At 25.1% G+C, this 23,288-nt stretch carries 27 protein-coding genes; 13 read left to right on the top strand and 14 right to left on the bottom strand.

Going from position 1 to position 23,288, the window contains the following annotated elements; genetic code table 11:
• The 4 genes from IQC44_RS10485 to IQC44_RS10470 all read left to right on the top strand — a co-directional run.
• A partial coding sequence (locus tag IQC44_RS10485) for an ATP-binding protein (RefSeq protein ID WP_198306313.1) occupies positions 1 to 523 on the top strand: 523 nt, incomplete at its 5' end.
• Positions 520 to 3,612 (top strand): type I restriction endonuclease subunit R, encoded by a 3,093-nt coding sequence (locus tag IQC44_RS10480; protein ID WP_198306312.1) that lies wholly within the window; start codon positions 520 to 522, stop codon positions 3,610 to 3,612. The genes IQC44_RS10485 and IQC44_RS10480, both read left to right, overlap by 4 nt.
• Positions 3,605 to 4,267 carry a M48 family metallopeptidase gene (locus tag IQC44_RS10475; protein ID WP_198306311.1) on the top strand — a complete coding sequence of 221 codons (663 nt, stop codon included), beginning with the start codon at positions 3,605 to 3,607 and terminating at the stop codon, positions 4,265 to 4,267. The genes IQC44_RS10480 and IQC44_RS10475 overlap by 8 nt, the downstream gene beginning before the upstream one ends.
• 219 nt (positions 4,268 to 4,486) lie before the next feature.
• A complete protein-coding gene (locus tag IQC44_RS10470) occupies positions 4,487 to 5,047 on the top strand; it encodes a recombinase family protein (protein WP_198306310.1) in 561 nt (186 codons plus the stop codon).
• A 1,507-nt stretch (positions 5,048 to 6,554) separates the two neighbouring features.
• Here the strand turns inward: IQC44_RS10470 and IQC44_RS10465 are convergent.
• From IQC44_RS10465 to IQC44_RS10455, 3 genes are read right to left on the bottom strand one after another with little or no spacing between them, the layout of a single operon-like run.
• Complete coding sequence (locus IQC44_RS10465; protein ID WP_198306309.1) at positions 6,555 to 6,911, bottom strand: recombinase family protein; 357 nt, start codon at positions 6,909 to 6,911, stop codon at positions 6,555 to 6,557.
• A gap of 9 nt (positions 6,912 to 6,920) precedes the next feature.
• On the bottom strand, positions 6,921 to 7,256 hold the full coding sequence (locus IQC44_RS10460; protein ID WP_198306308.1) for a type II toxin-antitoxin system PemK/MazF family toxin: 336 nt from the start codon (positions 7,254 to 7,256) through the stop codon (positions 6,921 to 6,923).
• Positions 7,243 to 7,491, bottom strand: coding sequence for a hypothetical protein (locus tag IQC44_RS10455; protein ID WP_105912364.1), 249 nt, complete (start codon positions 7,489 to 7,491; stop codon positions 7,243 to 7,245). Before IQC44_RS10455 ends, IQC44_RS10460 begins: the two co-directional genes overlap by 14 nt.
• 810 nt (positions 7,492 to 8,301) lie before the next feature.
• Between IQC44_RS10455 and IQC44_RS11785 the strand changes: the two genes are divergently transcribed.
• Together IQC44_RS11785 and IQC44_RS10445 are read left to right on the top strand one after the other, a co-directional pair.
• Positions 8,302 to 8,472, top strand: a complete 171-nt coding sequence (locus tag IQC44_RS11785; RefSeq protein ID WP_257120210.1) for a DeoR family transcriptional regulator — start codon at positions 8,302 to 8,304, stop codon at positions 8,470 to 8,472.
• A 574-nt stretch (positions 8,473 to 9,046) separates the two neighbouring features.
• The gene (locus IQC44_RS10445) at positions 9,047 to 10,237 is read left to right on the top strand and encodes an ATP-binding protein (protein WP_105918342.1); all 1,191 of its coding nucleotides are present in this window, start codon (positions 9,047 to 9,049) and stop codon (positions 10,235 to 10,237) included.
• 2,008 nt (positions 10,238 to 12,245) lie between these two features.
• On the opposite strand, the gene IQC44_RS11710 is transcribed toward IQC44_RS10445, so the two are convergent.
• From IQC44_RS11710 to IQC44_RS10420, 6 genes are all read right to left on the bottom strand, one after another.
• Entirely contained in the window at positions 12,246 to 12,374 is a 129-nt protein-coding gene (locus IQC44_RS11710; protein ID WP_257119368.1) for a hypothetical protein, read from the bottom strand.
• A complete protein-coding gene (locus IQC44_RS10440) occupies positions 12,374 to 12,652 on the bottom strand; it encodes a hypothetical protein (RefSeq protein WP_198306307.1) in 279 nt (92 codons plus the stop codon). Before IQC44_RS10440 ends, IQC44_RS11710 begins: the two co-directional genes overlap by 1 nt.
• Positions 12,653 to 12,741: 89 nt before the next feature.
• Positions 12,742 to 13,854 (bottom strand): hypothetical protein, encoded by a 1,113-nt coding sequence (locus tag IQC44_RS10435; protein ID WP_198306306.1) that lies wholly within the window; start codon positions 13,852 to 13,854, stop codon positions 12,742 to 12,744.
• A gap of 38 nt (positions 13,855 to 13,892) precedes the next feature.
• Entirely contained in the window at positions 13,893 to 14,633 is a 741-nt protein-coding gene (locus IQC44_RS10430) for a hypothetical protein (protein ID WP_198306305.1), read from the bottom strand.
• A 33-nt stretch (positions 14,634 to 14,666) separates the two neighbouring features.
• Positions 14,667 to 14,942: a hypothetical protein gene (locus IQC44_RS10425; RefSeq protein ID WP_198306304.1), complete on the bottom strand. Its 276-nt coding sequence runs from the start codon at positions 14,940 to 14,942 to the stop codon at positions 14,667 to 14,669.
• Between the two features lie 10 nt (positions 14,943 to 14,952).
• Entirely contained in the window at positions 14,953 to 15,501 is a 549-nt protein-coding gene (locus tag IQC44_RS10420) for a hypothetical protein (RefSeq protein ID WP_105918354.1), read from the bottom strand.
• 100 nt (positions 15,502 to 15,601) lie between these two features.
• Here IQC44_RS10420 and IQC44_RS10415 point away from each other — a divergent pair, with 100 nt between their 5' ends.
• Complete coding sequence (locus tag IQC44_RS10415) at positions 15,602 to 15,859, top strand: helix-turn-helix domain-containing protein (RefSeq protein ID WP_198306303.1); 258 nt, start codon at positions 15,602 to 15,604, stop codon at positions 15,857 to 15,859.
• Between the two features lie 26 nt (positions 15,860 to 15,885).
• Here the strand turns inward: IQC44_RS10415 and IQC44_RS10410 are convergent, their stop codons facing one another.
• From IQC44_RS10410 to IQC44_RS10390, 5 genes are read right to left on the bottom strand one after another with little or no spacing between them, the layout of a single operon-like run.
• The gene (locus IQC44_RS10410) at positions 15,886 to 16,071 is read right to left on the bottom strand and encodes a hypothetical protein (RefSeq protein WP_121443311.1); all 186 of its coding nucleotides are present in this window, start codon (positions 16,069 to 16,071) and stop codon (positions 15,886 to 15,888) included.
• Positions 16,072 to 16,080: 9 nt separating this feature from the next.
• Positions 16,081 to 16,443 carry a hypothetical protein gene (locus tag IQC44_RS10405; protein ID WP_198306302.1) on the bottom strand — a complete coding sequence of 121 codons (363 nt, stop codon included), beginning with the start codon at positions 16,441 to 16,443 and terminating at the stop codon, positions 16,081 to 16,083.
• A 20-nt stretch (positions 16,444 to 16,463) separates the two neighbouring features.
• On the bottom strand, positions 16,464 to 16,736 hold the full coding sequence (locus IQC44_RS10400) for a hypothetical protein (protein ID WP_198306301.1): 273 nt from the start codon (positions 16,734 to 16,736) through the stop codon (positions 16,464 to 16,466).
• A 4-nt stretch (positions 16,737 to 16,740) separates the two neighbouring features.
• On the bottom strand, positions 16,741 to 17,028 hold the full coding sequence (locus IQC44_RS10395) for a hypothetical protein (protein WP_152332569.1): 288 nt from the start codon (positions 17,026 to 17,028) through the stop codon (positions 16,741 to 16,743).
• 33 nt (positions 17,029 to 17,061) lie between these two features.
• A complete protein-coding gene (locus IQC44_RS10390; protein ID WP_198306300.1) occupies positions 17,062 to 17,373 on the bottom strand; it encodes a hypothetical protein in 312 nt (103 codons plus the stop codon).
• Between the two features lie 147 nt (positions 17,374 to 17,520).
• On the opposite strand from IQC44_RS10390, the gene IQC44_RS10385 reads away from it, so the two are divergent.
• The 6 genes from IQC44_RS10385 (at position 17,521) to IQC44_RS10360 (ending at position 22,753) form a co-directional block, all read left to right on the top strand.
• Positions 17,521 to 17,793, top strand: coding sequence for a helix-turn-helix domain-containing protein (locus tag IQC44_RS10385; protein ID WP_051487492.1), 273 nt, complete (start codon positions 17,521 to 17,523; stop codon positions 17,791 to 17,793).
• 129 nt (positions 17,794 to 17,922) lie between these two features.
• Positions 17,923 to 18,495 (top strand): GNAT family N-acetyltransferase, encoded by a 573-nt coding sequence (locus IQC44_RS10380; protein WP_198306299.1) that lies wholly within the window; start codon positions 17,923 to 17,925, stop codon positions 18,493 to 18,495.
• Positions 18,496 to 18,600: 105 nt separating this feature from the next.
• A complete protein-coding gene (locus IQC44_RS10375; protein ID WP_198306298.1) occupies positions 18,601 to 18,879 on the top strand; it encodes a hypothetical protein in 279 nt (92 codons plus the stop codon).
• 146 nt (positions 18,880 to 19,025) lie between these two features.
• On the top strand, positions 19,026 to 19,664 hold the full coding sequence (locus IQC44_RS10370; protein WP_198306297.1) for a type IV toxin-antitoxin system AbiEi family antitoxin domain-containing protein: 639 nt from the start codon (positions 19,026 to 19,028) through the stop codon (positions 19,662 to 19,664).
• Complete coding sequence (locus IQC44_RS10365; RefSeq protein ID WP_198306296.1) at positions 19,661 to 20,548, top strand: nucleotidyl transferase AbiEii/AbiGii toxin family protein; 888 nt, start codon at positions 19,661 to 19,663, stop codon at positions 20,546 to 20,548. Before IQC44_RS10370 ends, IQC44_RS10365 begins: the two co-directional genes overlap by 4 nt.
• A 6-nt stretch (positions 20,549 to 20,554) precedes the next feature.
• Positions 20,555 to 22,753, top strand: coding sequence for a TOTE conflict system archaeo-eukaryotic primase domain-containing protein (locus tag IQC44_RS10360; RefSeq protein WP_198306295.1), 2,199 nt, complete (start codon positions 20,555 to 20,557; stop codon positions 22,751 to 22,753).
• Positions 22,754 to 23,288: the final 535 nt, after the last annotated feature.

The following is a 23,288-nucleotide window of genomic DNA, read 5'->3' as shown; positions in this document are numbered from 1 at the left end:
TAAAGATTATAGTTCACAAAATAGTATACAAATAAGTGTTTATGATGATAAACTTCTTATGTGGAATGCAGGAGATTTACCACAAAACTGGACTATAGATACACTTTTACGAAAACACACATCTGAACCACATAATCCTCTTATTGCATATCCATTTTTCCTAGCTGGATATATTGAGTCTTGGGGAAGAGGGATAGAAAAAATCATAGAAGAATCACAAAAGTTTAATGGTATAACTCCACAATTTAGATGGGAAAATGGTTTATGGGTAGAGTTTTATTTTAATACTGATATAAGTTCACCTAATGGGTTGGGTGAAAAGTTGGGTGAAAAGTTGGGTGAAACACAGCAAAACATAATAAAGCTTATGCAAAATAACCCAAAAATTGCAATTACAGCACTTGCTACTGAACTTGGAATCAGCACAACAGCAATAGAGAAACATATAAAAACATTAAAAGAGCAAAATATTATCCAACGAATTGGTGGTGCTAAAGGTGGACATTGGGAGATTTTAAAATGAATGATAACATTACACTAGAGCAAGTAATACAACAAAACTGTATCAATCTTTTAAGCCATAAAGATTTTGGATATAAGTTTATACCCAAAGAAGATAATCTTATTTTCAGAGAAAATAAAACATCAGCGGTACTTTTAAAAAAGATACTTATAGAGAGGCTTTATGCCATCAATAGTTATGAATACAAAGGACAAAACTATAAATTTAGTGCCAATAATATAGCCAAAGCAGTAGAAGACTTAGATGTATCTTTAAATGAGGGATTGATAGTAGCAAATGAGAAGATTACTAATCATCTGCTTTTAGGTACTAGCTATGAAGAGAATCTTGATGATGGTACAAAAAAGAGTTTCTCTTTTAAATATATCGATTTTGACAATATTGAAAATAACCATTTCTTTGTAACAGAAGAGTTTATAGTAGATCGTGCCAACCAAAACGAAATTACAAAGACTAGAAGACCTGATTTGATTGTGTTTGTAAATGGTATCCCACTAGTGGTGATTGAGCTAAAAAAATCAAGTGTGAACTATGAAAATGGTATCAAACAGCTTGAAAAAGAGCAAAAAAAAGATGAAATACCACATCTGTTTAAATACATCCAACTAACCATTGCAGCAAATAGCAATGAAGCTAGATATGGAACTATGGGAACACCTTTGAAGTTTTATAGCTTGTGGAAAGAAGAAGAGAACCAAAAGGCAAAAGTGACTTTAAAAACAATGATAGAAAATAGAGAAGTAACTAGTCTTGACCTTACACTTTTTGCACTTTTATCAAAAGATAGGCTTTTAAGACTTATAAAACATTATATTTTATTTGATAAAAAAGTAAAAAAAGTGAGCCGTTATCAGCAGTTTTTTGGAATAGAAAAAACCTTAAAAAGGGTAGAAAAGATAACAGATGGCGTAAGAGCTGGTGGACTTATTTGGCATACTCAAGGAAGTGGTAAATCTCTTACAATGGTTATGCTCACAAAACTTCTAAAACTAACTTATACAAATGCAAAAATCATAGTAGTAACCGATAGGGTTGATTTAGATGAGCAGATTCATAAAACTTTTGAAAATACAGATATAAAAGCAGGAAGAGCAAGTAGTGGAAGTGATTTGATAGAAAAACTTCAAAGCGGTATAAGTGTGATTACAACACTTGTGCATAAGTTTGAAAAGGTAAGAAACTCAAAAACTGTTATCAATGATAATAATGTATTTGTGCTAGTTGATGAGTCTCATCGTACTCAAGGTGGTGATTTACACAATGCTATGAAAAAAGCTCTACCTCTTGCTTGTTATCTTGGATTTACAGGAACACCACTTCTTAAAAAAGAGAAAAATAAAAATAGTTTTTTAAAGTTTGGTGGCGAAATACATAGATATACCATAGATGACGCTGTAAAAGATGGAGCTGTTTTACCATTACTTTATGAGGGAAGACTTGTAGATCAAGAGGTACTTAGTCCTGAAGGATTAGAACGAAAATTTAATATGATTACAAGAGAACTTAGTGATGATGCAAAAAGAGACTTGCAACACAAATGGGCAAGATTTCAAAAAGTTGCATCAAGTGAGCAAAGACTTGAGCTTATAGCACTAGACATTAATGAACACTTCAAAAAAACTCTAAAAATGGCAAATAGTGGATTTAAAGCAATGTTTGCAACAAGTAGTAAATATGAAGCTATTAAATATCATGAAATATTTGAAGAGTATGGAGATATACGAACCGCTTATGTAATTTCAAGCAATGAGCATGAAGAACTAGATGGTGGAAATAAAGAATATGTGGCAAAAGCATGGCAAGAGACTATTAAGAACTATGGAAGTGAAGAAGAGTATCTAAAATATGTAAAAAATGAATTTATCCACGGGTGTGAGATAGATTTACTGATCGTTGTAGATAAGCTTTTAACTGGTTTTGATGCCCCAAGAGCAAGTACACTTTATATAGATAAACAACTAAAAGAACACAACCTTTTACAAGCAATTGCAAGGGTAAATAGACTTTATGATGGAAAAGATTATGGATATATTGTGGATTTCCGAGGGCTTCTAGGAGAACTTGATCAAGCTTTAACAAACTATGCTTCACTTGATGGCTTTGATCCAGAAGATCTGACGGGAGCTGTAGTAGATGTAAGAAGTGAAATAGCAAAAGCTAAAACTTATTACACACATTTAGAAGATCTTTTTAGTGATGTTAAATTCAAAGATGATTTAGAAAGTTATGTAGTTGTTTTAGCAGATATTGCTAAAAGAGATGATTTTAAAGAGTGGTTATCACACTTCTCTCGTGCTTTTAAATTGGCACTTTCTAGTGAAAAAATTGATGATATTTTAAGTGAGAGTGAAATAAAGCTTTATAAGAAAAAAATCAAATTTTACAATGAACTAAGAAAAGTAGTGCAGTTAAGATATCACGAAACTTGCGACTTTGGAAAATATGAAGAACAGATGCAAAAGCTACTTGATACTTTTGTAAGTGCCAAAGAGGTAAATGAGCTTACAAGGCTTGTAAATATATTTGAAACAGAGTTTGAAGAAGAGGTTCAAAGAGTTGAGGGTAAAAGTGCAAAAGCTGACACAATTTTGAGTGCCGTAAGTGCGGTAGTAAAAGAAAAAATGGAATCCAACCCAGCATTTTATAAGTCAATTGCCCAACAAATAGAAGATGTAATTAATGAATATAAAGCTAAAAGACTCAGTGAAGAGGAAAAATTAGCAAAAGCAAAACAATTAAAAGACCTAATAACAGGTATATCAAAACCAAATGAGAACAAATACCCAAAAGAGTTTGAAAATAAAAAAACTCTAATTGCTATCTATGATAACTTGAGTGATATTTTAAGTAATTTAGAAGTTGTTGATTTTGATTTGATTGTAAAAAATTTGACTTTAAAATTTGATGAGATTTATTTAGGAGCTTCTAAAAAACCTGAATGGCATAAAAATAAAGATGTTGAAAATGAAATAACAAGTGCAATGGAAGATGTTCTTTGGGATGTAGAAGATGAATATGATATATCAATCGAGAACAAAGATAAAATTTATCAAACTATTAGAGGTATAGGAATAAGTTTTTATGCTTGAAAACATCCAAATTACTAAAAAAGATGTAAAAAATATCACTTTAAAAGTAAAACCATCTGGAGAAGTAATTTTAACTGCTCCAAAGATAACAAGTGATGAGCATATAAAATTTATAATCAAAAAAAGAGCTAAATGGATTGAAAAAAAGAAAGAGTTTTTTGCATCATTTGAAACAATCAAAAAAGAGTATGTGAGTGGAGAGGATTTTAAATATCTAGGTCGAAGTTACAGGCTGAAAGTAATTGAATCAAAAAAAGAAGCTGTTAAGCTTCAAAGAGGCTATTTAGAAATATATGTTAAAAATAAAAATGATTTAAAACGAAAACAAAATTTGGTTTACGAGTGGTATTATGAAAAAGCATTACTTCATTTTTTTAATATTTTGCAAGAGTTTAATAAAATTGTGAAACAAGAGATAAAAGATATAAAAATAAGACAAATGAAAACAAGATGGGGAAGCTGTAACCCACATAAATCATATATAAATCTTAACATTGAACTTATAAAAAAGCCAAAGATTTGTATAGAATATGTAGTTTTCCACGAACTGGTTCATTTGATCTATCCAAATCATTCTAAAGAATTTTATAATTATTTATCACTATATATGAGTGATTGGGAGAAGAGAAAAGAAATTTTAGAATCTTTAATATAGTAACAATTACTTAAAATATTGTAACTTTAATTAAAAAGTTTTATAAAATACTCTCTTTATTATAAAAGTATTATTTGTATTATATAAATACGATTAACACTTGTTTTCCGACACTTTGTTTTACTTCCATAAAATATTCAAAAAAATAGCTATTTTTTATACGATAAATACTATCGGATTGTGATACAATACGAAAACTATATAAGAGAGGTTTTTCGTATGCTTGTAGGTTATATTAGAGTTTCAACTGATGATCAGAATTTATCTTTACAAAAAGATGCACTTTTAAAATATGGTGTAGATGAAAGAAATATATTTTCTGATAAAACATCTGGTTCAAAAGATAAAAGAGTTGGTTTAGATAAAGCTTTAGAATTTTTAAAAGATGGTGATACTTTAGTTGTATGGAAACTAGATCGTCTTGGAAGAAGTTTAGCTCACTTGATATCTGTAATAACAGATTTAAAAAGTAACAATATTTCTTTTGTATCTATTACTGAAGGTATGGATACAACAACAGCTTCAGGTGAACTATTTTTTCATATATTTGGAGCTTTAGCTCAATTTGAAAGAAGTTTAATTCAAGAAAGAGTTAAAGCTGGACTTGAAGCTGCTAAAAATAGAGGTATAAGAGGTGGAAGACCTAGAGCTATTAGTGAAGAAAAAATGATAGCTATTAAAAAAGCTCTAAATGATGGAATGAGTAAAGCAAGTATATGTAGAACATTTGAAGTTAAAAGAAGTACACTAATTGATAGTTTAAATAGAGAAAATATTTAAGCTGTCTATTTAAATATTATATAAAATATAGTTTATAAAAACAACAAAGATATAAATTATAATAATTAACTGGTTTATACCAAGTTATTAAAATTAAATTTACCAACTTATTTTAAAACCTCAAAAAAAAGAGATTTTTTGTGTAATAGCTTATATTATCGAAGAGGATTGATAATAAAGTTCGTATATTTTCTATAAAAAAGGCTAAGTTTGCACAATGGTACCAAATGCGCCATGGTTCTTAAATATAGCTTAATCTAATATAACTTAACTTTTAAAATAACTTTGACTTACAAAGTGATTCTTTTTGCTAACAATTTTAATTATTTGCATACGCCGGAACAATTCGGACAGCCAGCCGATTTACATCCGGACACTCTGCCATAGCATCAGCAACTGTGTCATTATTTAAATAGTTATACCAACTTGAAACAGGTAATTGAGAAGTGTATATCTTTTGCAGTAAATAAAAGCAGAAGTGTATATCTTTTGCAGTAGTTCTTGCTACAAAACATCTATCCTTTTGCTACAAAACATCTATCATTTTAAACCTTGTAAGCATTGTATTATCGAGCTTCTAAGTATGCCTATATTAGAGATATTGATATAGAAGAAAAAAAGAGATATAACTTAATATAGAAATCAAAGTTTTTAGTTGTGTATTAGTTTTGCACCAAAAAAAAGTAGTTGTGTATATCTTTTGCAGTAAATAAAAGCAGAAGTGTATATCTTTTGCACCAAAAAAAAGTAGTTGTGTATATCTTTTGCACCAAAAAAAAGTAGTTGTGTATATCTTTTGTAGCAAGTACTACTACAAAACATCTATCATCTGAAAACAAAAGGTAGAACATTACACTAATATAGTTATTGTAAATATTACAAAACATCTATCCTTTTGCTACAAAACATCTATCATTTTAAACCTTGTAAGCATTGTATTATCGAGCTTCTAAGTATGCCTATATTAGAGATATTGATATAGAAGAAAAAAAGAGATATAACTTAATATAGGAATCAAAGTTTTTAGTTGTGTATTAGTTTTGCACCAAAAAAAAAGTAGTTGTGTATATCTTTTGCAGTAAATAAAAGTAGAAGTGTATATCTTTGCAGTAGTTCTTGCTACAAAACATCTAACCTTAGAAAACAAGCAAATAAATAAAATTTTGTTTTAAATTTCATAGCAAAAAAAAAGTTAGAGTGATAATATTCTGTTTTAAATTATCTAAAGGCATTAAAATTATGAATTCTAATAAAGGTATATCTATAAAATTAGATAGAGAAAGAATATTTAACTTAATTAGAAATGAAAAAATTAATCCCAATAAATACATTGACAATAAATCTTTCAACAAAATAACCAATAAAAACTCAATAGGTAATTATCAATATAATAGTTCAACTTTTATTTCAAATCTATCATTTAATAAAGGGGTGTAGGTAGCCTTACTTCTCAATACTTGTACCTTTTTAGGCAAATCACCTCTTTTTAACTCATCATACCAATATCTTAAAAATACATTATATGTTTGTTCTGAATTAAAATTACATGAAAAAAAAATCTTCCACTTGGTGTTGATGTATCGATAGAATCTGTTAAGCTTTTAAAATGTATATTTTTAGAATTTAGAACACTTACAAGTTCTATTAAGCTTTTTACACTTCTACCAAGTCGGTCAAGTTTCCATACAACTAAAGTATCATTTTCTCTTAGCATTTCAATAGCTTTTAAAAGACCTGGACGATTATCTTTTGTACCACTTAGTTCATCTTCATAAATTCTTTCACATCCAGCTTTTTCTAAAGCATCTTTTTGAAGTGTTAAGTTTTGGTCAGTTGTAGAAACTCTTGCATATCCTATAAGCATTAAATTATCCTAGTGAAAATTTTTACAAAGAGCTTGTATTACTAAATCATATTCTTCATTTGAAAGTTTTGCAATTTTTTCTTTGATTCTTGTTTTTGATAAAGTTCTAATTTGATTGATTAAAATATCAGAATCTTCTTTTAGCTTATCTCTTTTTTCTATTCTTAATCTATATGGAAACATATCATCTATTAAATCAGTTGAAAGAGGAAGTAAAATAACAGTATCTAAAATTGAATTTTCATCATTTCCTGAAATAATTACAGCTGGTCTAATTTTTCCAACTTCATCACCTTTTTTAGGATATAGATTTACAATTACAATATCTCCTCTATTTAATTCCATCATCAACTCCAATTTCTGCAAATTCTAAATCTTGATGTTGTTTTAATTTATTTAACTTTGCTAATTTTTCTTCCCTATCAATTTTTTCAATTATTGGTTTAATATAATTATCATATTTTGAAGAGATAAAATATCCTAAAGTTGTGTGAGCTCTTTTATCTATTATCTTAGCTATATCTATAGCTTTTATTAAAGATGGTTTATTCTGAATGTCTGTAACACCATAAGTTATCATTATATATCCTTTAAATTGTTTTAATCTATTATGATTATATCTAATAATATAAGATATATCAAATATAATATAATTTCTATTTGCTAAAATATTCTTAAAACTCATTATAATTATAGTAAATTAAGAATTGGTTTTGAGAATAGTTTTTGAGAATTTAAAAGTATGATTTTATGGAATTTAAAAATTTACTTTTTTCTATTCTTAAAAACCACCATTTATGAGAAAGGATTTTTATGGCAAGAATTGAATATCTATCTGAGTCAGAGATAAAAAATTTGAAAAAGCACCAGAGTTTGAAAATGATATAGAAAGAAATTATTATTTTACTTTACCAACTTTAATTCACAAGCAAACAGTTAATTTTATAAATGATGAATCTTTTATAATTCTTACTTTAATGTTTGGTTATTTTAAAGTTACTAATAAGTTTTTTGAATTAAATTCATTTTCACCAATAGATACAAAATTTATTAGCGATAAATATCAATTATCTACTTTTGATTCAAATGTAACATTTACTTCAAGAACAATACAAAGAATAAACAACTTATAAAAACTCATTTAGGGATTAATGAATATAATAATGACATAGAATCAAAACTGCAACAATATGCAATTGAATTAGCAAATAATTTTACTCATAGAAAAAAAATATTTTTTTCATAGATAGATTATTCTAAAAAGCTGAATATTGAAATTCCAAGTTATACAAATTTATCAAAAATTATACAAAAAACAAAATTTTGGGATAAACATAGAAGTAAAGCTCTAAATGAAAGACAAATAAAAGTTTTAAATAAAATACTTGATGTGGGAAATGAAAATTTTGAGGGTGGATTAAATACCAAAAAATATATTTCTTTAACAAAAGTTAGTAAAGCTACAGCAGTTAGAGATATAACTGCCCTTGTAGAATTTGGATGTATAAAAAAAATTGATGGTACTGCTGGGAGAAATATTAGGTATGAGATTAAGTTTTAAAAATAAAAACAAAGACTCAAATCAATAGATTTTAACAATAAGCGAAAAGACTCTCTTTTTGCTTATAATCATTAGAAAAATAATATTAAGATTTTTGATTTTTTTACGCTCTTTAAATACTTACAATTAATGTTAAGTTTAGCCGAATTTTTAACAGTACAATTTTAACATACAATAACCCTTATACTAGTTTTATATTTAGCCGAATTTTTAACAGCTTTTTTTGCAGTTTAAAAACCATCATTTTAGAGTTTTCTTACAAAAAATTAAAAAATATAACATTTAAATAATAGTTTGCTACTATTATTCTTTTTCAAATATCATAAGCCGTAAAATTAATTTCATAAATAATCATTTTAAAGCTTCTAAAACTAAAAATAAACTTTAGCTAGTAACTATTATCAAAATTTAATATTTTTTTCTTATAGATAGTTTATCTTTGCTTTAAATACTATAAATACTTTTTTAAATTAATTTAAGTATATAAGAATAATTTAAATTGAAATATTTATAAAGTATACTTTATAATAAACTTGCTATTATTCTAAAATACATTTTATAATAAGAGGAAAATATGGATTTAGCAACACTTCAAAAAATATCTACTCAAATCTTATCTAGAGAAGTTCCAATTTATAAAAGATATCTTTATTCAAAAATTGATTTCAATAGTAAATTAATAGGTATAAAAGGAGCAAGAGGTGCTGGAAAAAGTACTATACTTTTACAATATGCAAAAAGTTTAAACTACCCTATTTCAAAAATACTTTATGTTAGTTGTGATCATCCAGCAATGAGTGGGGTATCATTATATGATATTGCTGAAGCATTTTATGCAAGAGGTGGAAAACTTTTTATTATTGATGAAATACATAAAAATGAAAATTTTTCAAAAGATTTAAAAGCAATATATGATGTATTTGATTTACAAGTCCTATTTAGTGGCTCTTCTGCTTTACAAATAGAGTACTCTAGTGCTGATTTATCAAGAAGAGCAGTTATTCATACATTAGGTGTTTTATCTTTAAGAGAATTTTGTGAATTACAAACTAATCAAACTTTTCAAAGTTATTCATTAGAAGATATTTTAAAAAATCACGAAGATATTACTTTTGAAATTTTAAAAAAAATAAGACCTCTTGAACAATTTAATAACTATTTAAAATATGGATGTTATCCTTTTTACAAAGAATCACTAAGTGATTATTCTATGAAACTTTTAGAAGTAATAAATCTTACAATTGACTCAGATTTATGTGGAATATATAACATAGAACCTTCAAAGCTAGATAAATTAAAAAAGATTATTTATATGCTTTGTAGTACAAAACCTTATGAATTAAATATCTCAAAACTAAGTTCAGCAGTTGGAACATCATGGCCAACTTTACAAAAATATTTAGAAAGAATGGATGCTGGAAGTTTAATACATATTGTAAGAGCAGGTGAAGGAATGAGAGCTATTAATAAACCAGATAAACTTCTTTTAGATAATCCAAATCTTTTCGTAGTTGCTTGTGGAAATGGTGATATAGGATCTATTAGAGAGAGTTTTTTTGTATCTCAACTTGTACTTCATAATCAAGTACACTATCATGACAAAGGTGATTTTATTATAAATGATAATTATGTATTTGAAATAGGAGGTGCATCAAAAGATGCATCTCAACTAAAAGGAAATAAAAATGGTTATGTTGTAAATGATGATGTAGAAATTGGATTTGATAATAAAATACCACTTTGGCTTTTTGGATTTCTTTACTAAAATTTATTTTTAATTTTTTAATAGCAGGTGAATCATAATACTCTTTTTCATTTTCTATTTTTGCACTTTCAAAAATATTTTCAAACTCTATTCTTGTTATTGAATATCTTTTTGAAAATTCCATAAACTCTTTTTTATATAATTCATTATCAATTATATTTTTAAAATCAAACATCTTTTTTAAAAACATTTTTAAAAAAATATTTTTTCTTCCCCCTTCAAGCTGATCACTTTTTTTTAAAACCTTTTCGTAAAATCTTTGTTTGTTTTCAAGTGCATTTATCTTATCACCAAAGATTTCAAGAAGATATTTTTCAATCTCGTCAAGCATAGAAAAATCATTCATTTTTGACCTTATTATTTTAATTTTTTTTATGATTTTTTTAACATTTAAAAACTTAAACCATTTGTACTATTTTTTCACTTTTTGTAAAAAACCTCTAAAATGCTATGTTTTTTTATGCAAAAAATGTCCGTAAAAAATTCGGCTATATTAATGTACTAGTAGAGCCATATTTTTGAACAAAAATCGCTTGTGTAAAATTCGGCTAGATAGTTAAAAATTATTTTATTTATATTTCAATTTTAATAAAGTACGATAAAATCAATATTTCTTTAATTTAAACTTATATAAGGCTTAAAATATTTAATGATATTTTTATGGATATTTTCTGTAAAAAATTCGGCTATATTAGTGTATTATATAGAGCCATATTTTTAAGTAAAATTTCTTGAAGTGTGAATATTATTTTCTTAATGACAATAAATAAAAAGGGGTACTTCTCACTTATTATTAAAATCTATTGATTTGAGTCTTTGTTTTGCTCTAAAATGTCATTTGTATGTTACTCTTAGTTAGGTATTCTTTTTCTTTATTTTTGTCTTGTAGCATATTTAAATCGCTTTCAATCATACCTGCTTTTCTAATTCATCTTTTGTAATTTTATCTTGACTAAAGATTATGAAAATACTTCAAAGTATTTTCATTTTTTCATTTTGTAATTCATTTATCTTTGTCTCTTTTGTTTTTAACTTTTTCTTTTTAGCAGCAAGTATTTTTGTAATTTTATCTTGATTAACTTCACTTATCTCAATAATTTTTCTTAAAATTTTTATAGATTTTGAATTTGAAAATAGATTTTATTTAAAAAAATAGCAGTTATATTTTTGATGATTGTATTTTATTTTCCAAGTAATAGAATATCAAATCTTGAGTAATCATTTTTGTAGATTCATTTTTATTTAGTGATTTTTCTTTAATAATATTTGTAATCTCAAGTGATTCGAATATTCATTTTTTCATTTGTGTAATGATTAATATTTAAACCATAACCTTTTGAATTTATTTTAAAATATGATTTGATTTTTTCATACACTAAACTATTAGCTTCAGTTAAAATCTCTTTACTATTTTCATCTACAACATTATTTTTTATATCATAAGAGTATAAGATTTTATTTACTTAATCTAATTTAATTGCCATTGAATAATCTTTAAAATGATGAATATTTATTTTTCCTTTTTTATGCAATTATAGAACTGTTTTTTTTATTAAAATATTAATTTATTAGATTAGTTACTATGAAATAAAAATGCAAAACTTACTCAATTATTTTTACTCTCAACATTTTTTTTAGCTGAAAAAAGTGCAACTCCTAGAATTCCTAAAACAATTGGAAGAAATAAAAATATTCCACTTACTATTGTTGTTGTCATATGTCTTTTCCTTTTTTAAAATAATATAATAGTTTTTAAAAATTAACTATTTGATATTTTATATTTTAGTTTTTAAATCTTGTTAATAAAAATATTTACATACAAGTAGCAATATTCCTATCAGTGCAATAAATGTTATTTTGATTATATCACTATCTTGTTTATGTCACTTAAGTTATATCTAGTTTCATATATTTTTTAATTTAATTTTTAGCAAATTAAAAACCTCTCCAGAATTAACTGGAAACTAATTTAAACAATAAATTATTTATAGATTAGTTCGCTAGGACTTTAGCAAGATTTTTTATTTTTTTTATTTTTTAAGTCTTTTTCGTATGAGTATTTTCCATAAGCAAGGAATATTGCTCCTGCTAATATTATCATCATAGTAATAGAACCTGGATTAATTGGAATTTCCATTATTTCTCCTTATCAATTAAATATAATCCAATAGGTATTAGCATTATACCAAAAATTATTGAAAACCATAACTCTTTTATTTTTACTATATCCCAATAGACAAGATAATCAATTTTATTGGCTAAATTACTAATTCCTAAACTAGCAAGTAATCCTGCTATAAAATTTTTAGAAGATTTTAGTTTTAACCAAACTTTTTTTGAGGATTTATCTAATGTTTTAACATTAATTAAAATTATAAAAAATGTTAGTAAAAATACATACATTAAATATACCATGTTTGCGCCCCCTTTGATGTTAGTTATAAACTTGCATTAAAGTAGTAAAAATAATTTAAAATTTCTTTATATAATCGAAAGTTGTTATATCAATTAATATTATACTTTTTACTATTTGGATCAATATTTATAGTTTCATGTATTTTTTTAAACAAGTTATTTCTTATATCAAACATATCATTATTAATATAAGTATCGTATAGTTTTACATTATCTGTGTTTTTAATTTTATCTATAACTCGTATAGAAGCAAAAACTCCTGAATACTCATTTATAATTGTATTCTCTTTTTTAGGTGTATCTTCAAACAAAGAAAATACTCCAGCAACAGCTAAACCAATAGCAGCTGATGTTAAATCACCATTTGAACTACTTGCCAGATTCATAGCAGATTGTCCTACACCAATATGGCTACTATTATTTTTACCTTTATTATTTGCCTCTATATTAAATTTATTTCCTGAATCCAAAGAAACAAATTTAATTCCTTTTTTATTTTTTCTTAAATATTTAAGCTCTGCAGGAAAATAATCTCTTGATAATTCAAAATAAATCTCTTTATCTGCTTTTTCTGGACTATCCACCATTTCCCAAGAACCTAGTTCAATTTGTTTCTTAATGCCATTTTTTACTAAGTCATGAAAAAAAGAATATCTAGTGAAAAATACAAGTTCTTGCATATTTGAATTTTCTTTGTCAAAATATATTGAAGCAGTTAAATATGTATCTCTTTTATTAAATGAAGTTTCAATATCTTTATCTGTTATAAGTGAGAAATTTAGATAAGAATAAATATTTTGAATATCTTCAAGTTGAGATACTAAATCAGTATATTGTTTTTCAAAAACTATTTTTGTACCATCATTAGATACTTTAAACTTTCCATTCTCAACTTTTTTTCTTAAGTCGTTCTCTATTGAAGTATATTTTGAATTAGTAATGCCTGTTGCTTCTTTTTGATTAGCTAGAGTGTACCATTTTATTGGAATAATATCAGAACTATTTAGATCTTCAACTATTTTTTTATTTGCTTCAACAACAAATTTCTCACTTAAATCTTCATAGTAAACTTTTGTTTTACTATTATCTTTTAAAACTGAGTCATTGTTTACTGATAAACCATTAATTGTAGTAGAACTACAACCACTTAAACCAAATATAATAGCAGCAAGTGTTGCTATTTTCATAATTAGATTTTTCATCTCTTTTTCCTCCCTCCCCCCCCCCCTTTTTTGTATTATTAATGTTTATCATTTTGATTGTCCCAGATACTCCACCAAAAAAATACACTCCAAAAAGAAAATGGTTTTTCTATTCTAGGAAATTCTCTTCTAGGCTCTTTATCTCTTTGATATAATCTAAATAATATAACTGGAATCATTATATATAATAAAATTTGAAAAACATAAGAATTTTTTTCTTCTTGCTTAATTGTTTTCAGCAAAAAATCTTTTTGTTCTTTTGGTAATTCAATATGACTTTGATATACTAATTTATCAAAATCTTCTTTTGTTGTATCTCTAAGAGTATATGTTCCAACAAGACTACATTTACTATTTACAAACTCTAAATATTTTCCATTTAACCAATCTTTTGGGTGTTGATTTAAAACATTTGTAGATATAGTCATAATGTCATATAACTTATTATCTAGTCTACTTTTACAATTATCTGGCATAGTTACGACTTTTCCCCACTCTTTAGAGTTAGATGCCGATAAAGAGTTCATTGTTACTCTCCACTTCATATCTGCTTTTGTAATTGGTAGGTTATTGCCTAAATATCCAACTATTTCATTTTCATTATCTTCTTTTTGTTTACTTGTTTGGTCTTCGTTAGCACTGCTTCCCATTTGGCTTCTAACTTTTTCCCATTTCATCAATTGTTCAGGATTAACTCTTTCCCAAAATCTTCTTTCTTCATCAGTAAATGCAAATAAAATGCTATTCGTTAGTAAAAAAGCTACAAGCAACTTTTTCATATTAATTATTTTGAATTTTTCATTAAAATTTTATTACCCACCACATTTAATACCAATAGCATTCCACTGTTTATCTATTTCAATCATTGGCATTTCACAAATCATTCCTTTAATTTGTAAAATATATACTAATTTTCCATCTTTTTCAAAAGATTTTACTATTTTTATATCATTTTCTTGAGCTGATTTAATATTATATAACACAGCTAAAGATTTAACAGTTTTTTCATCTGGAGTAGAAGAACAGCCAATAAAAGCTGTTCCCATTAATATTGTTGATAATAATATTTTTAAATTTTTCATTTTCATAATAGTCTACTTATTTAATAAGCTCTGGAAAATCTTTGTGATTTAAAATATCACTAACTAATTGGTTTACAGTTGGTTCAAATGATGTTCCCATATTATTACAAGCTGTCGAAGCTAAATATGCAGAGGGATAATCTCTTTTTGTATTTACAGTTAATGATTTTCCATTTGAAGAGTTTATAGTTGCATTAATTTCCCAATAAGCATTTCCAAACATAGAGCTTCCATATACTTTATTTATATTTCCACTTAAGTTTATATTTGAGTTTTTATCATAATTTCCAGCCATTTTAAGTTCACTTAAAAGTGCATTTTCAATATATGTAGAAAATGGTTCACCTTTTGGAGTAGATACTGTTTCTGCTAATCTACACAAAACACTACTTTCACCTTTATTTGTAGAAGTAAAATTTGAAACATTTAATTTAAGATCTTTAAAATCTCTTAATGTTTGTACATTATCAGCAGATGGATTATACTCTGTAGTTTTTATACCACAACCTGTAAATAGTAAAGTTGCTAATGCAACACTTGAACTTAATAATAGAATTCTTTTCATTTTTTCCCTTTTATTTATTGTTTATTCACCAAAAGGTGAATGATTAAAAGATACTAACTTATTAAACTTTAGAAAATAATTAACCAATAGGTGAAAAATATTGAAAAATAATGATTTAGTTGAATTTGTAGAAGACTCTGAAGAGTTCTATAAAAAGATTTCAAAAAATGTTAAAACTCTCAGACAAAAATATAAATATACACAGTTAGATTTTTCAGCAAATATAGGTTTTAATTCTGTTAGTTTTTATTGTGATTGTGAAAATAATAAAAATGGTAAACATTTTAATTTATTACATATTGTTAGAATATCCAAATTCTTAAAAATTGATATTAACGATATAATTGAAGCAAAGTAGAAAATTATAAATTTTTTTGGATATATTCATAACCATTTATTTAAAAATCTCATCACTCTTTCATCTTTATCTTTTTTATAATTTAAAAAGCTTACAACTAATCCACCAATAAATAAAAATATAGCTGCTTCTTTTGAGTCATTTATATTACTAAAAAATAGTATTATTGATGGAATTATTAAAAATAGTATTATAAGTATATAATTTTTCAAGTTTTATCCTTAAAGTTGATTTTTATAGTATTTATAAACATAGTTACCATATTTTTTTATTTTTATATATTTTAATATTGAAAGTATAAATAGTAAAATTAAAAGTATATTTACTATACCACTTATATTTAAATATAGTATAAAAATCAATATAACAATTGAAACTATAAATGAGTTTGAACTAGTTTTTACTATTTTATTTATTGAGTTTATTATTGATATTTTTTCATCCTTTTTAAATTTTATATTTTTATTAATTTTGATGAATTTATAATAACCTACATAGCTTTTTAAGCTTTTAATATTTGATTTATAAATTTTTAACTCAAATAGAGTAATTAGAGTTAAAAATATTATTACTGTTATTTGCATAGAAGAATCATTTTATTTATTTACACTTTAATTTTATTAGCTCTTTTTCTTTTTAGTACTAAATATTTTTTATATCTATAAAGCTCTTCTTTAAAATTATCCTCTAAATAAAATTTAATACCTATAAGAAAGAAAAGTATTGCCATAAAGCTTACTAAAACAGTTCCATCATTTGAATTATAGTAAAATGCAGTTGCTACATAAAAAATAAATACCCATAGTAATAATTTACCTTTTAAAAAGCATATTAAGAATAAAAACATATATTTATAGAAAAATCCTCTTGGTATCATATTTTTACTCCTTAGTTTCACATCTAGAAATTATTAGTCTTGTTGGACCTTTAACAAATTTATAACTATCATCAATTATCCAGCCATCAGCTTTTGAGACTTCTATTTTTATATCATGTACTTTACAAATAATAGTTTTATTACTATTAAAATCATTTGTAATATCAAATCGAACTTTTTCAATCAAAAGTATATATAGAATTGGAATTGAAATTAAAAATATTATAAATAGTGTCCAAGGAACTATTTTTTCATTTGTTTTACTGTATTTATCTAATCTATTTTGATTCATTTGCAATACCACATATACTTCCTTTTATATTTTTTACTCTGTTTTTTTAGATATACAGTTATATAAAATAAATGAATTTTTATCATCACTAATTCTATATTTATTGTTTTTATCAAATTTGAACCCTAGTTTTTTAGAAACAATAAAGTTATCACATATAATTTCTTCTCCATTTTCAAAAGCAATATAAATTTCTTTTCTCTCCTCTTGAGCAACATAAAAAACTACTGCTATAAAAATAAGAAAAATAAGAAAAATAATAAGAACAATTAAAGCTCTAACATAAGAATTAAATAGTTCTTTATCTTTTTTACAATCATCTGCTAAATATTCTTGATTCTCCATAGATTCTCCTTATGATTTACTTATCCAAAATAGGAATTTAATAGTTGTATTATAATCTAAATTAGGTATTAAAGCAATACCTACAAGCTAAAATAGTTAATTTAATGCTATAATATGCTCTAAATTAGTATATAAAGAGAATATAAAATGACAAAAGAAGAGTTTTGTGTTAGATTAAAGGAATTAAATCTTACACAAAAAGATTTTGCAGAGATTGCACACGTACCTTACTCAACATTAAATAATTGGGGTTGTATGGCTAATGGTAAAATAATACAAGTTCCAACGTGGGTAGAGCCTTTTTTAAAGCATTATAGTCAATCTATAAAATATGATAAAGTAAAAAAACAAGTCGTTCAACTATTATTAGAAGAGATGAAACAAAGAAAACAAAATTCAACAAATCAAAATAAGGATTAAAAAGTGTTAGAAGTAATTACAATTACAGTTTTAGTTTTAGGAACAATATTAGCTATTGGTAAGTATGATTATGAAAGAAGTTTGAAAAAATAAGCTTTAGGTTAAAAAATTCCTAATAAGACAATTAGAATGAAAAATATTAATACAAATAAAATAGATAATAAAAATATACATATAGTTAAAATGGATAAATCAATGTTATGTGAAGTTTCACAAATAGCTTCTAAAACATTAGGAAGTTCATTTGTTAATGAATACATATTGGACAATGATATAAATTTATGTGCAAAAATATATGAAAAAATAGTTGCTTATGCAACTACAAAATTTATAGATTTAGATTATTTAAAAAAAATTATAAGAGATAAAAAATTACAATTAGATCAAGAATATGAAAAAATAGGATATATTGACTCAATTGCTGTTGATGAAAATTATTCAGGTTATGGTATTGGAACTTTACTACTTAAAGATACACTTTCTAAATTAAGAGAAAATCAAATAGGATTTGCCATAATGGCTGGTTGGATAAACAAAGACGAAGTTAATATTAAAAAATTAGCTATAAAAGAAGGATTCAAAGAAGAGTTTATAATTGAAGAGTTCTGGAAAGAAGATAGCCTTAAATTAAACTTTGATTGTACAGCTTGTGGAAAGCCTCCATGTTTATGTTCAGCTATAATTTATACAAAAAGATTGTAACTTAATAATTTTTAAATATTTTATATAAACTAAATATAAGTTATATAAGTACTTTTTATAAGATTTATTTTGTACAATACGAAACTTTAAAAATAAGGAAAATATTTGATTACTATACAAATGAAACTAAAAGATATTATTGAAAAAATAATGATTCCAGAATCTAAATCTTTTTTAAATGAATTAGATGAAATCATAAAAAACAATAGCTCAAGCGAAGATGATTTAGAAGCAAAAAAAGATATGGAATATTTTTTAGAAGAACTTCAAACTATATTAAAAACAATTAATAATAATCAATTAAATGATAAAGAAGCTGAAGAAATTTATGAAAAAATAAATTTTATGCTAGAAATGCATGAGGCTGAACATTTAAATAATTAAATTTTTATTTTTATTTAATAATATTTATTCCATAAAAAATATATTTTTTAAAAAGATAATCATTATTTAATATATTTGAAACGTATAATGTGGATTATCTATATAATATAATGCATTTTTTATAGTTTTATGATAAAATAATACTTATGAAAACAATAGAACTAAAAAATGCTTTACCATTGAGTGTATTTTCTCATGAGATGGTATCTTCAATACTTGAAAAATCATTTAGTAATGTAAATGAAAAAATATCAAATCTTGTTAAAAATGGTGATTTAATAAGATTAAAAAAAGGCTTTTATACATTTTCTAAACCATATCAAACAAAAGCGATTGATTTAATAAGTGCTTCAAATATGCTTTATACACCATCTTATGTATCGTTTGATTATGCACTAAGTTTTTATGGAATGATACCTGAGCGAGTTAGTGAAATTACATCAGCTACAAGTAAAAACGAAAAACTTTTTGAAACACCAATAGGAAGATTTAGCTATAAAAAAGTAAGTCTTGAAGCTTACTCTTTAGGTGTTGATTGGATTTATGATGACATTGAAGGTGGTAGATTTATAGCAACTCCTGAAAAAGCACTGTGCGATAAAATAAAATATGATAGAGGAATTGGAACTTTAACTCAAACTTCAATGAGTGAATATTTAAAATATGATTTAAGACTTGATATTACAAAGCCTTTAAATTATGAACTTATAGAGATAATTGCAACTGCATATAAATCAAGAAATTTAAAAACATTAGCCACATTAGTAAAAAAAGGTAAAATATGACTCATCCAGCACTTTTAAAAATGTTAGAAAAATATGATTTAACAAATTCAAATAGTAGTTACGATGCTTTAAGAGAGATACTACAAGAGATAGTACTCCTTGGACTTTATGATGCAGGATTTTTCAAACATGCTGCTTTTTATGGTGGAACTGCTTTGAGAATTTTACACAATCTTCCAAGATTTTCTGAAGATTTAGATTTCTCACTTCTTGAAGTAAACCCAAATTTTGATTTAAAACCATTTCAAGAAGCTATTATTGATACTTTAAAATCATTTGGATTTGATATAACTATAGAAATTAAAGATAAGAGTTCAAATAGTGCAATAGCTTCTGCTTTTGTAAAAGGAAATACAATTGAGCATCTATTAAATATAAATGCTCCAAAAGATATAACAAATAAAATTCATAAAGATCAAACAGTAAAAATTAAATTAGAAATTGATACAAATCCACCTTTAAATTTTCAAACACAAAATATTATTAGATTAACACCAAGACCATTTTCTATAAATGCTTTCACATTAGATTCTTTATATGCTGGTAAAATGCATGCTATTTTATGTCGAGCTTGGAGCACAAGACCAAAAGGAAGAGATTGGTATGATTTAATTTGGTATATTGCAAACAGTGTGGAACTTGATTCTATTCATTTAAAAGCGAGATTATCTCAAAGTTGTAAATATTTAGAGTCTCATGAGATAAAAATTCAAGATACTCTTACAAAAAAGAATATCAAAGAGTTATTACTAGAAAGGTTAAAAACCCTTGATGTTGACAAAGCAAAAAATGATGTACAACCTTTTATAAAAGATATGAGAGAAATTGAACTTTGGTCAAAAGAGTTTTTTGAAGCTGTAATTGAAAATATCAAAGTAAAATAAATTTGAATGAATCTTTTTGAACTTAGAGAAAAACTACAACATTTAGAATCGCAAAGAATTAATTTAGATAATGAGATTTTAAAAACAAAAAGAGAGATAGAAAAGTTATCACCTTTTTCAAAAGAACAAAAGATAGAACTTTTTAAATCTCTTTTTATTGGTAGATATGATGTTTTTGCAAAATATTGGATAAGTTCTGATGGATTAAAGAAAGGATATTCTCCTTCAACTTATACTTTTAAAGGAAGTGATTATATTCCAATTTCAAATCAAATTATTCAACAACATCTTCAAGGAAAAATTAGACTTGGTACTTATGTTGTAGTAAATCAAAATATGGCAAAATTTTTAGTGATAGATTTAGATAAAACAAGTTTTATTGAAGATTCAAGGGCTATAAATAAAATATCATTAAGTCTTGGATTAAAACCACTTTTTGAACTTTCTAAATCAGGAAATGGTATACATATTTGGTACTTCTTTGAGTTACCAATAAAAGCAAAAGATGCTAGAAAATTAGGTGATATAATTATTACAAAAGCTATGGATTCAAGTAGTGGGATTGATATGACAAGCTATGATAGAATGTTTCCAAATCAAGATTTTGTATCTCCTGATGCATTAGGGAATTTAGTAGCGCTTCCATTGCACTACGGCTCAAGATGTGAAAATAAAACGGTTTTTATAGACATTAATACTATGCAACACTTTGAGAATCAATGGGAGATATTACAAAATATTTCAAAAATATCATTTTATCAAGTATCAGCAATTTTAAAAGAGCATTTACTAAATTCAAACTATGATGAAACCTTAATGCCTTGGGAAATCAAACAAGAAAAGCCTTTAGTATTTCCAAAAATAACAAAAGCAATTTTATATGATGCTTTATATATTGAAAAACAAAATCTCTCAAAAGAAGTATTAAACAAACTTCAAAGATTATCAAGCTTTTCAAATCCAGAGTTTTTTGTATTGCAAAATTTACGAAAATCAACGTTTAATACTCCAAGAATAATTACATCCTTTGATATAAATGAAAAATACATTATTGTTCCAAGAGGGCTTACTCAAAAAATCATTAAACTTTTTAATTCTAATAAAGCACAGCTTACTATTGAAGACAAGCGATTTATAAAATCTATTAATAAATTAAATTTCACACTTACTTTAAAAGATGAACAAAAAATAGCTTTAGGAAAAATACTCATTCAAGATTATTCAATTTTAATTGCACCTCCAGGATTTGGTAAGACTGCTATTGCAGCTGCAGTAATTGAAAAAAGAAAAGTTAACACATTAATTTTGGTAAATAAAAGCAATTTACTTGATCAATGGATTGAGCGACTTTGTGAATATTTTCAGATTGATATTAAAACCATAGGAAAACTTGGAAATGGAAAGAAAAAACTAAATTCAAGTCTAGATATAGCCACCTTGCAATCACTAAAAAATAAACCTGAACTAATTGAAGAGTATTCTCAAATTATTATTGATGAAGTTCATCATATTCCAGCTGTTTCATTTGAAGTTCCTCTTAAAAGATTTAAAGGTAAATTTATTTTAGGACTTAGTGCAACACCTGCAAGGCAAGATGGAATGCATCCAATTATGTTTATGCAATGTGGAGAAATTGCTTATGAATCTAAAAAAGAGATTAAAAAAGTACATACATTAAAAACAGTTATTTCTACATTTGAAGCATTAAGTGATGATTTTTCATTAATTTTAAATGAAATGGTTGAAAATTTTGATAGAAATAATCTCATAATATCTGAAATTGAAAAATTAAAAGATAGAAATATTTTAGTACTTAGCGAAAGAATTGAGCATTTAAATATTTTATATCATCTATTAGATGCAAAAAAGATAAAATCAACTCTTATACATGGTGGGTTAAAATCAAAAATGAAAAAAGAGTTTTTAAAAGAAGCAAACAGTTCTTCAATTATTTTATCTACTAGTTCTTTTATTGGGGAAGGAATAGATTTTTCTCATTTAGATGCTATTGTGCTTACTATGCCTGTTTCTTATTGGGGAAGAATAGTTCAATATCTTGGAAGAATTGGAAGGAATGGACAAGATTGTGTAGCAATTGATTTTTTTGATGAAAATACTCCAATATTAAGATCAAGTTTTCACAAAAGACAAAGAGGATATAAGAAGATGGGTTACGTTCCAACAAATGGAAAAGGTTTATTTTAAAAAATAATTTCTATATATGTTTCTAAATTATCAAATAAACTTATAGATAAAAATTCGTACGAAAATAGAGATATGATTTTCCGACATATGTGTCGAAAAAATTATTTGACTTTCGTATATTTCACTGTTATCAATTTTTACTAGATTTTAATTGATGAATTTTTCTATTAATTCTAGTTTACTTCTAAGTTGTGGGTTAAGTACGATGAGATTTCAAGAATTAATTATCTTGAAGACTTAATTCGTATTGATATTCAAAGAATAGCAACTCATTTCTTTGTTTTTTTCTTTGGAGCTTTCATAAAGATATTCATTAATATTGGAATTAAAGCTACAATTGTAGTAAATGTTCCTAATGCTATTAGTCCTTGAGTTTCATTAACCATTTTATCTTCCTTTATATGATCTTATTCTTTTAATTTTAAGATATTTTTTATATCTGTTAAACTCTCGTTTAAATTTATCATTTAAGTCAATTGCTAGAAGTATTAACATCATAAAACAAAATACAAAAGCTATAGCTATTTGTCCATCA

The sequence above is a fragment of the Arcobacter vandammei genome (assembly GCF_016106035.1).
In the GTDB taxonomy this organism is placed as follows: domain Bacteria; phylum Campylobacterota; class Campylobacteria; order Campylobacterales; family Arcobacteraceae; genus Aliarcobacter; species Aliarcobacter vandammei.
The sequence above is the reverse complement of the archived record's forward strand: the minus strand, read 5'-3'. Positions and strand labels throughout refer to the sequence as shown.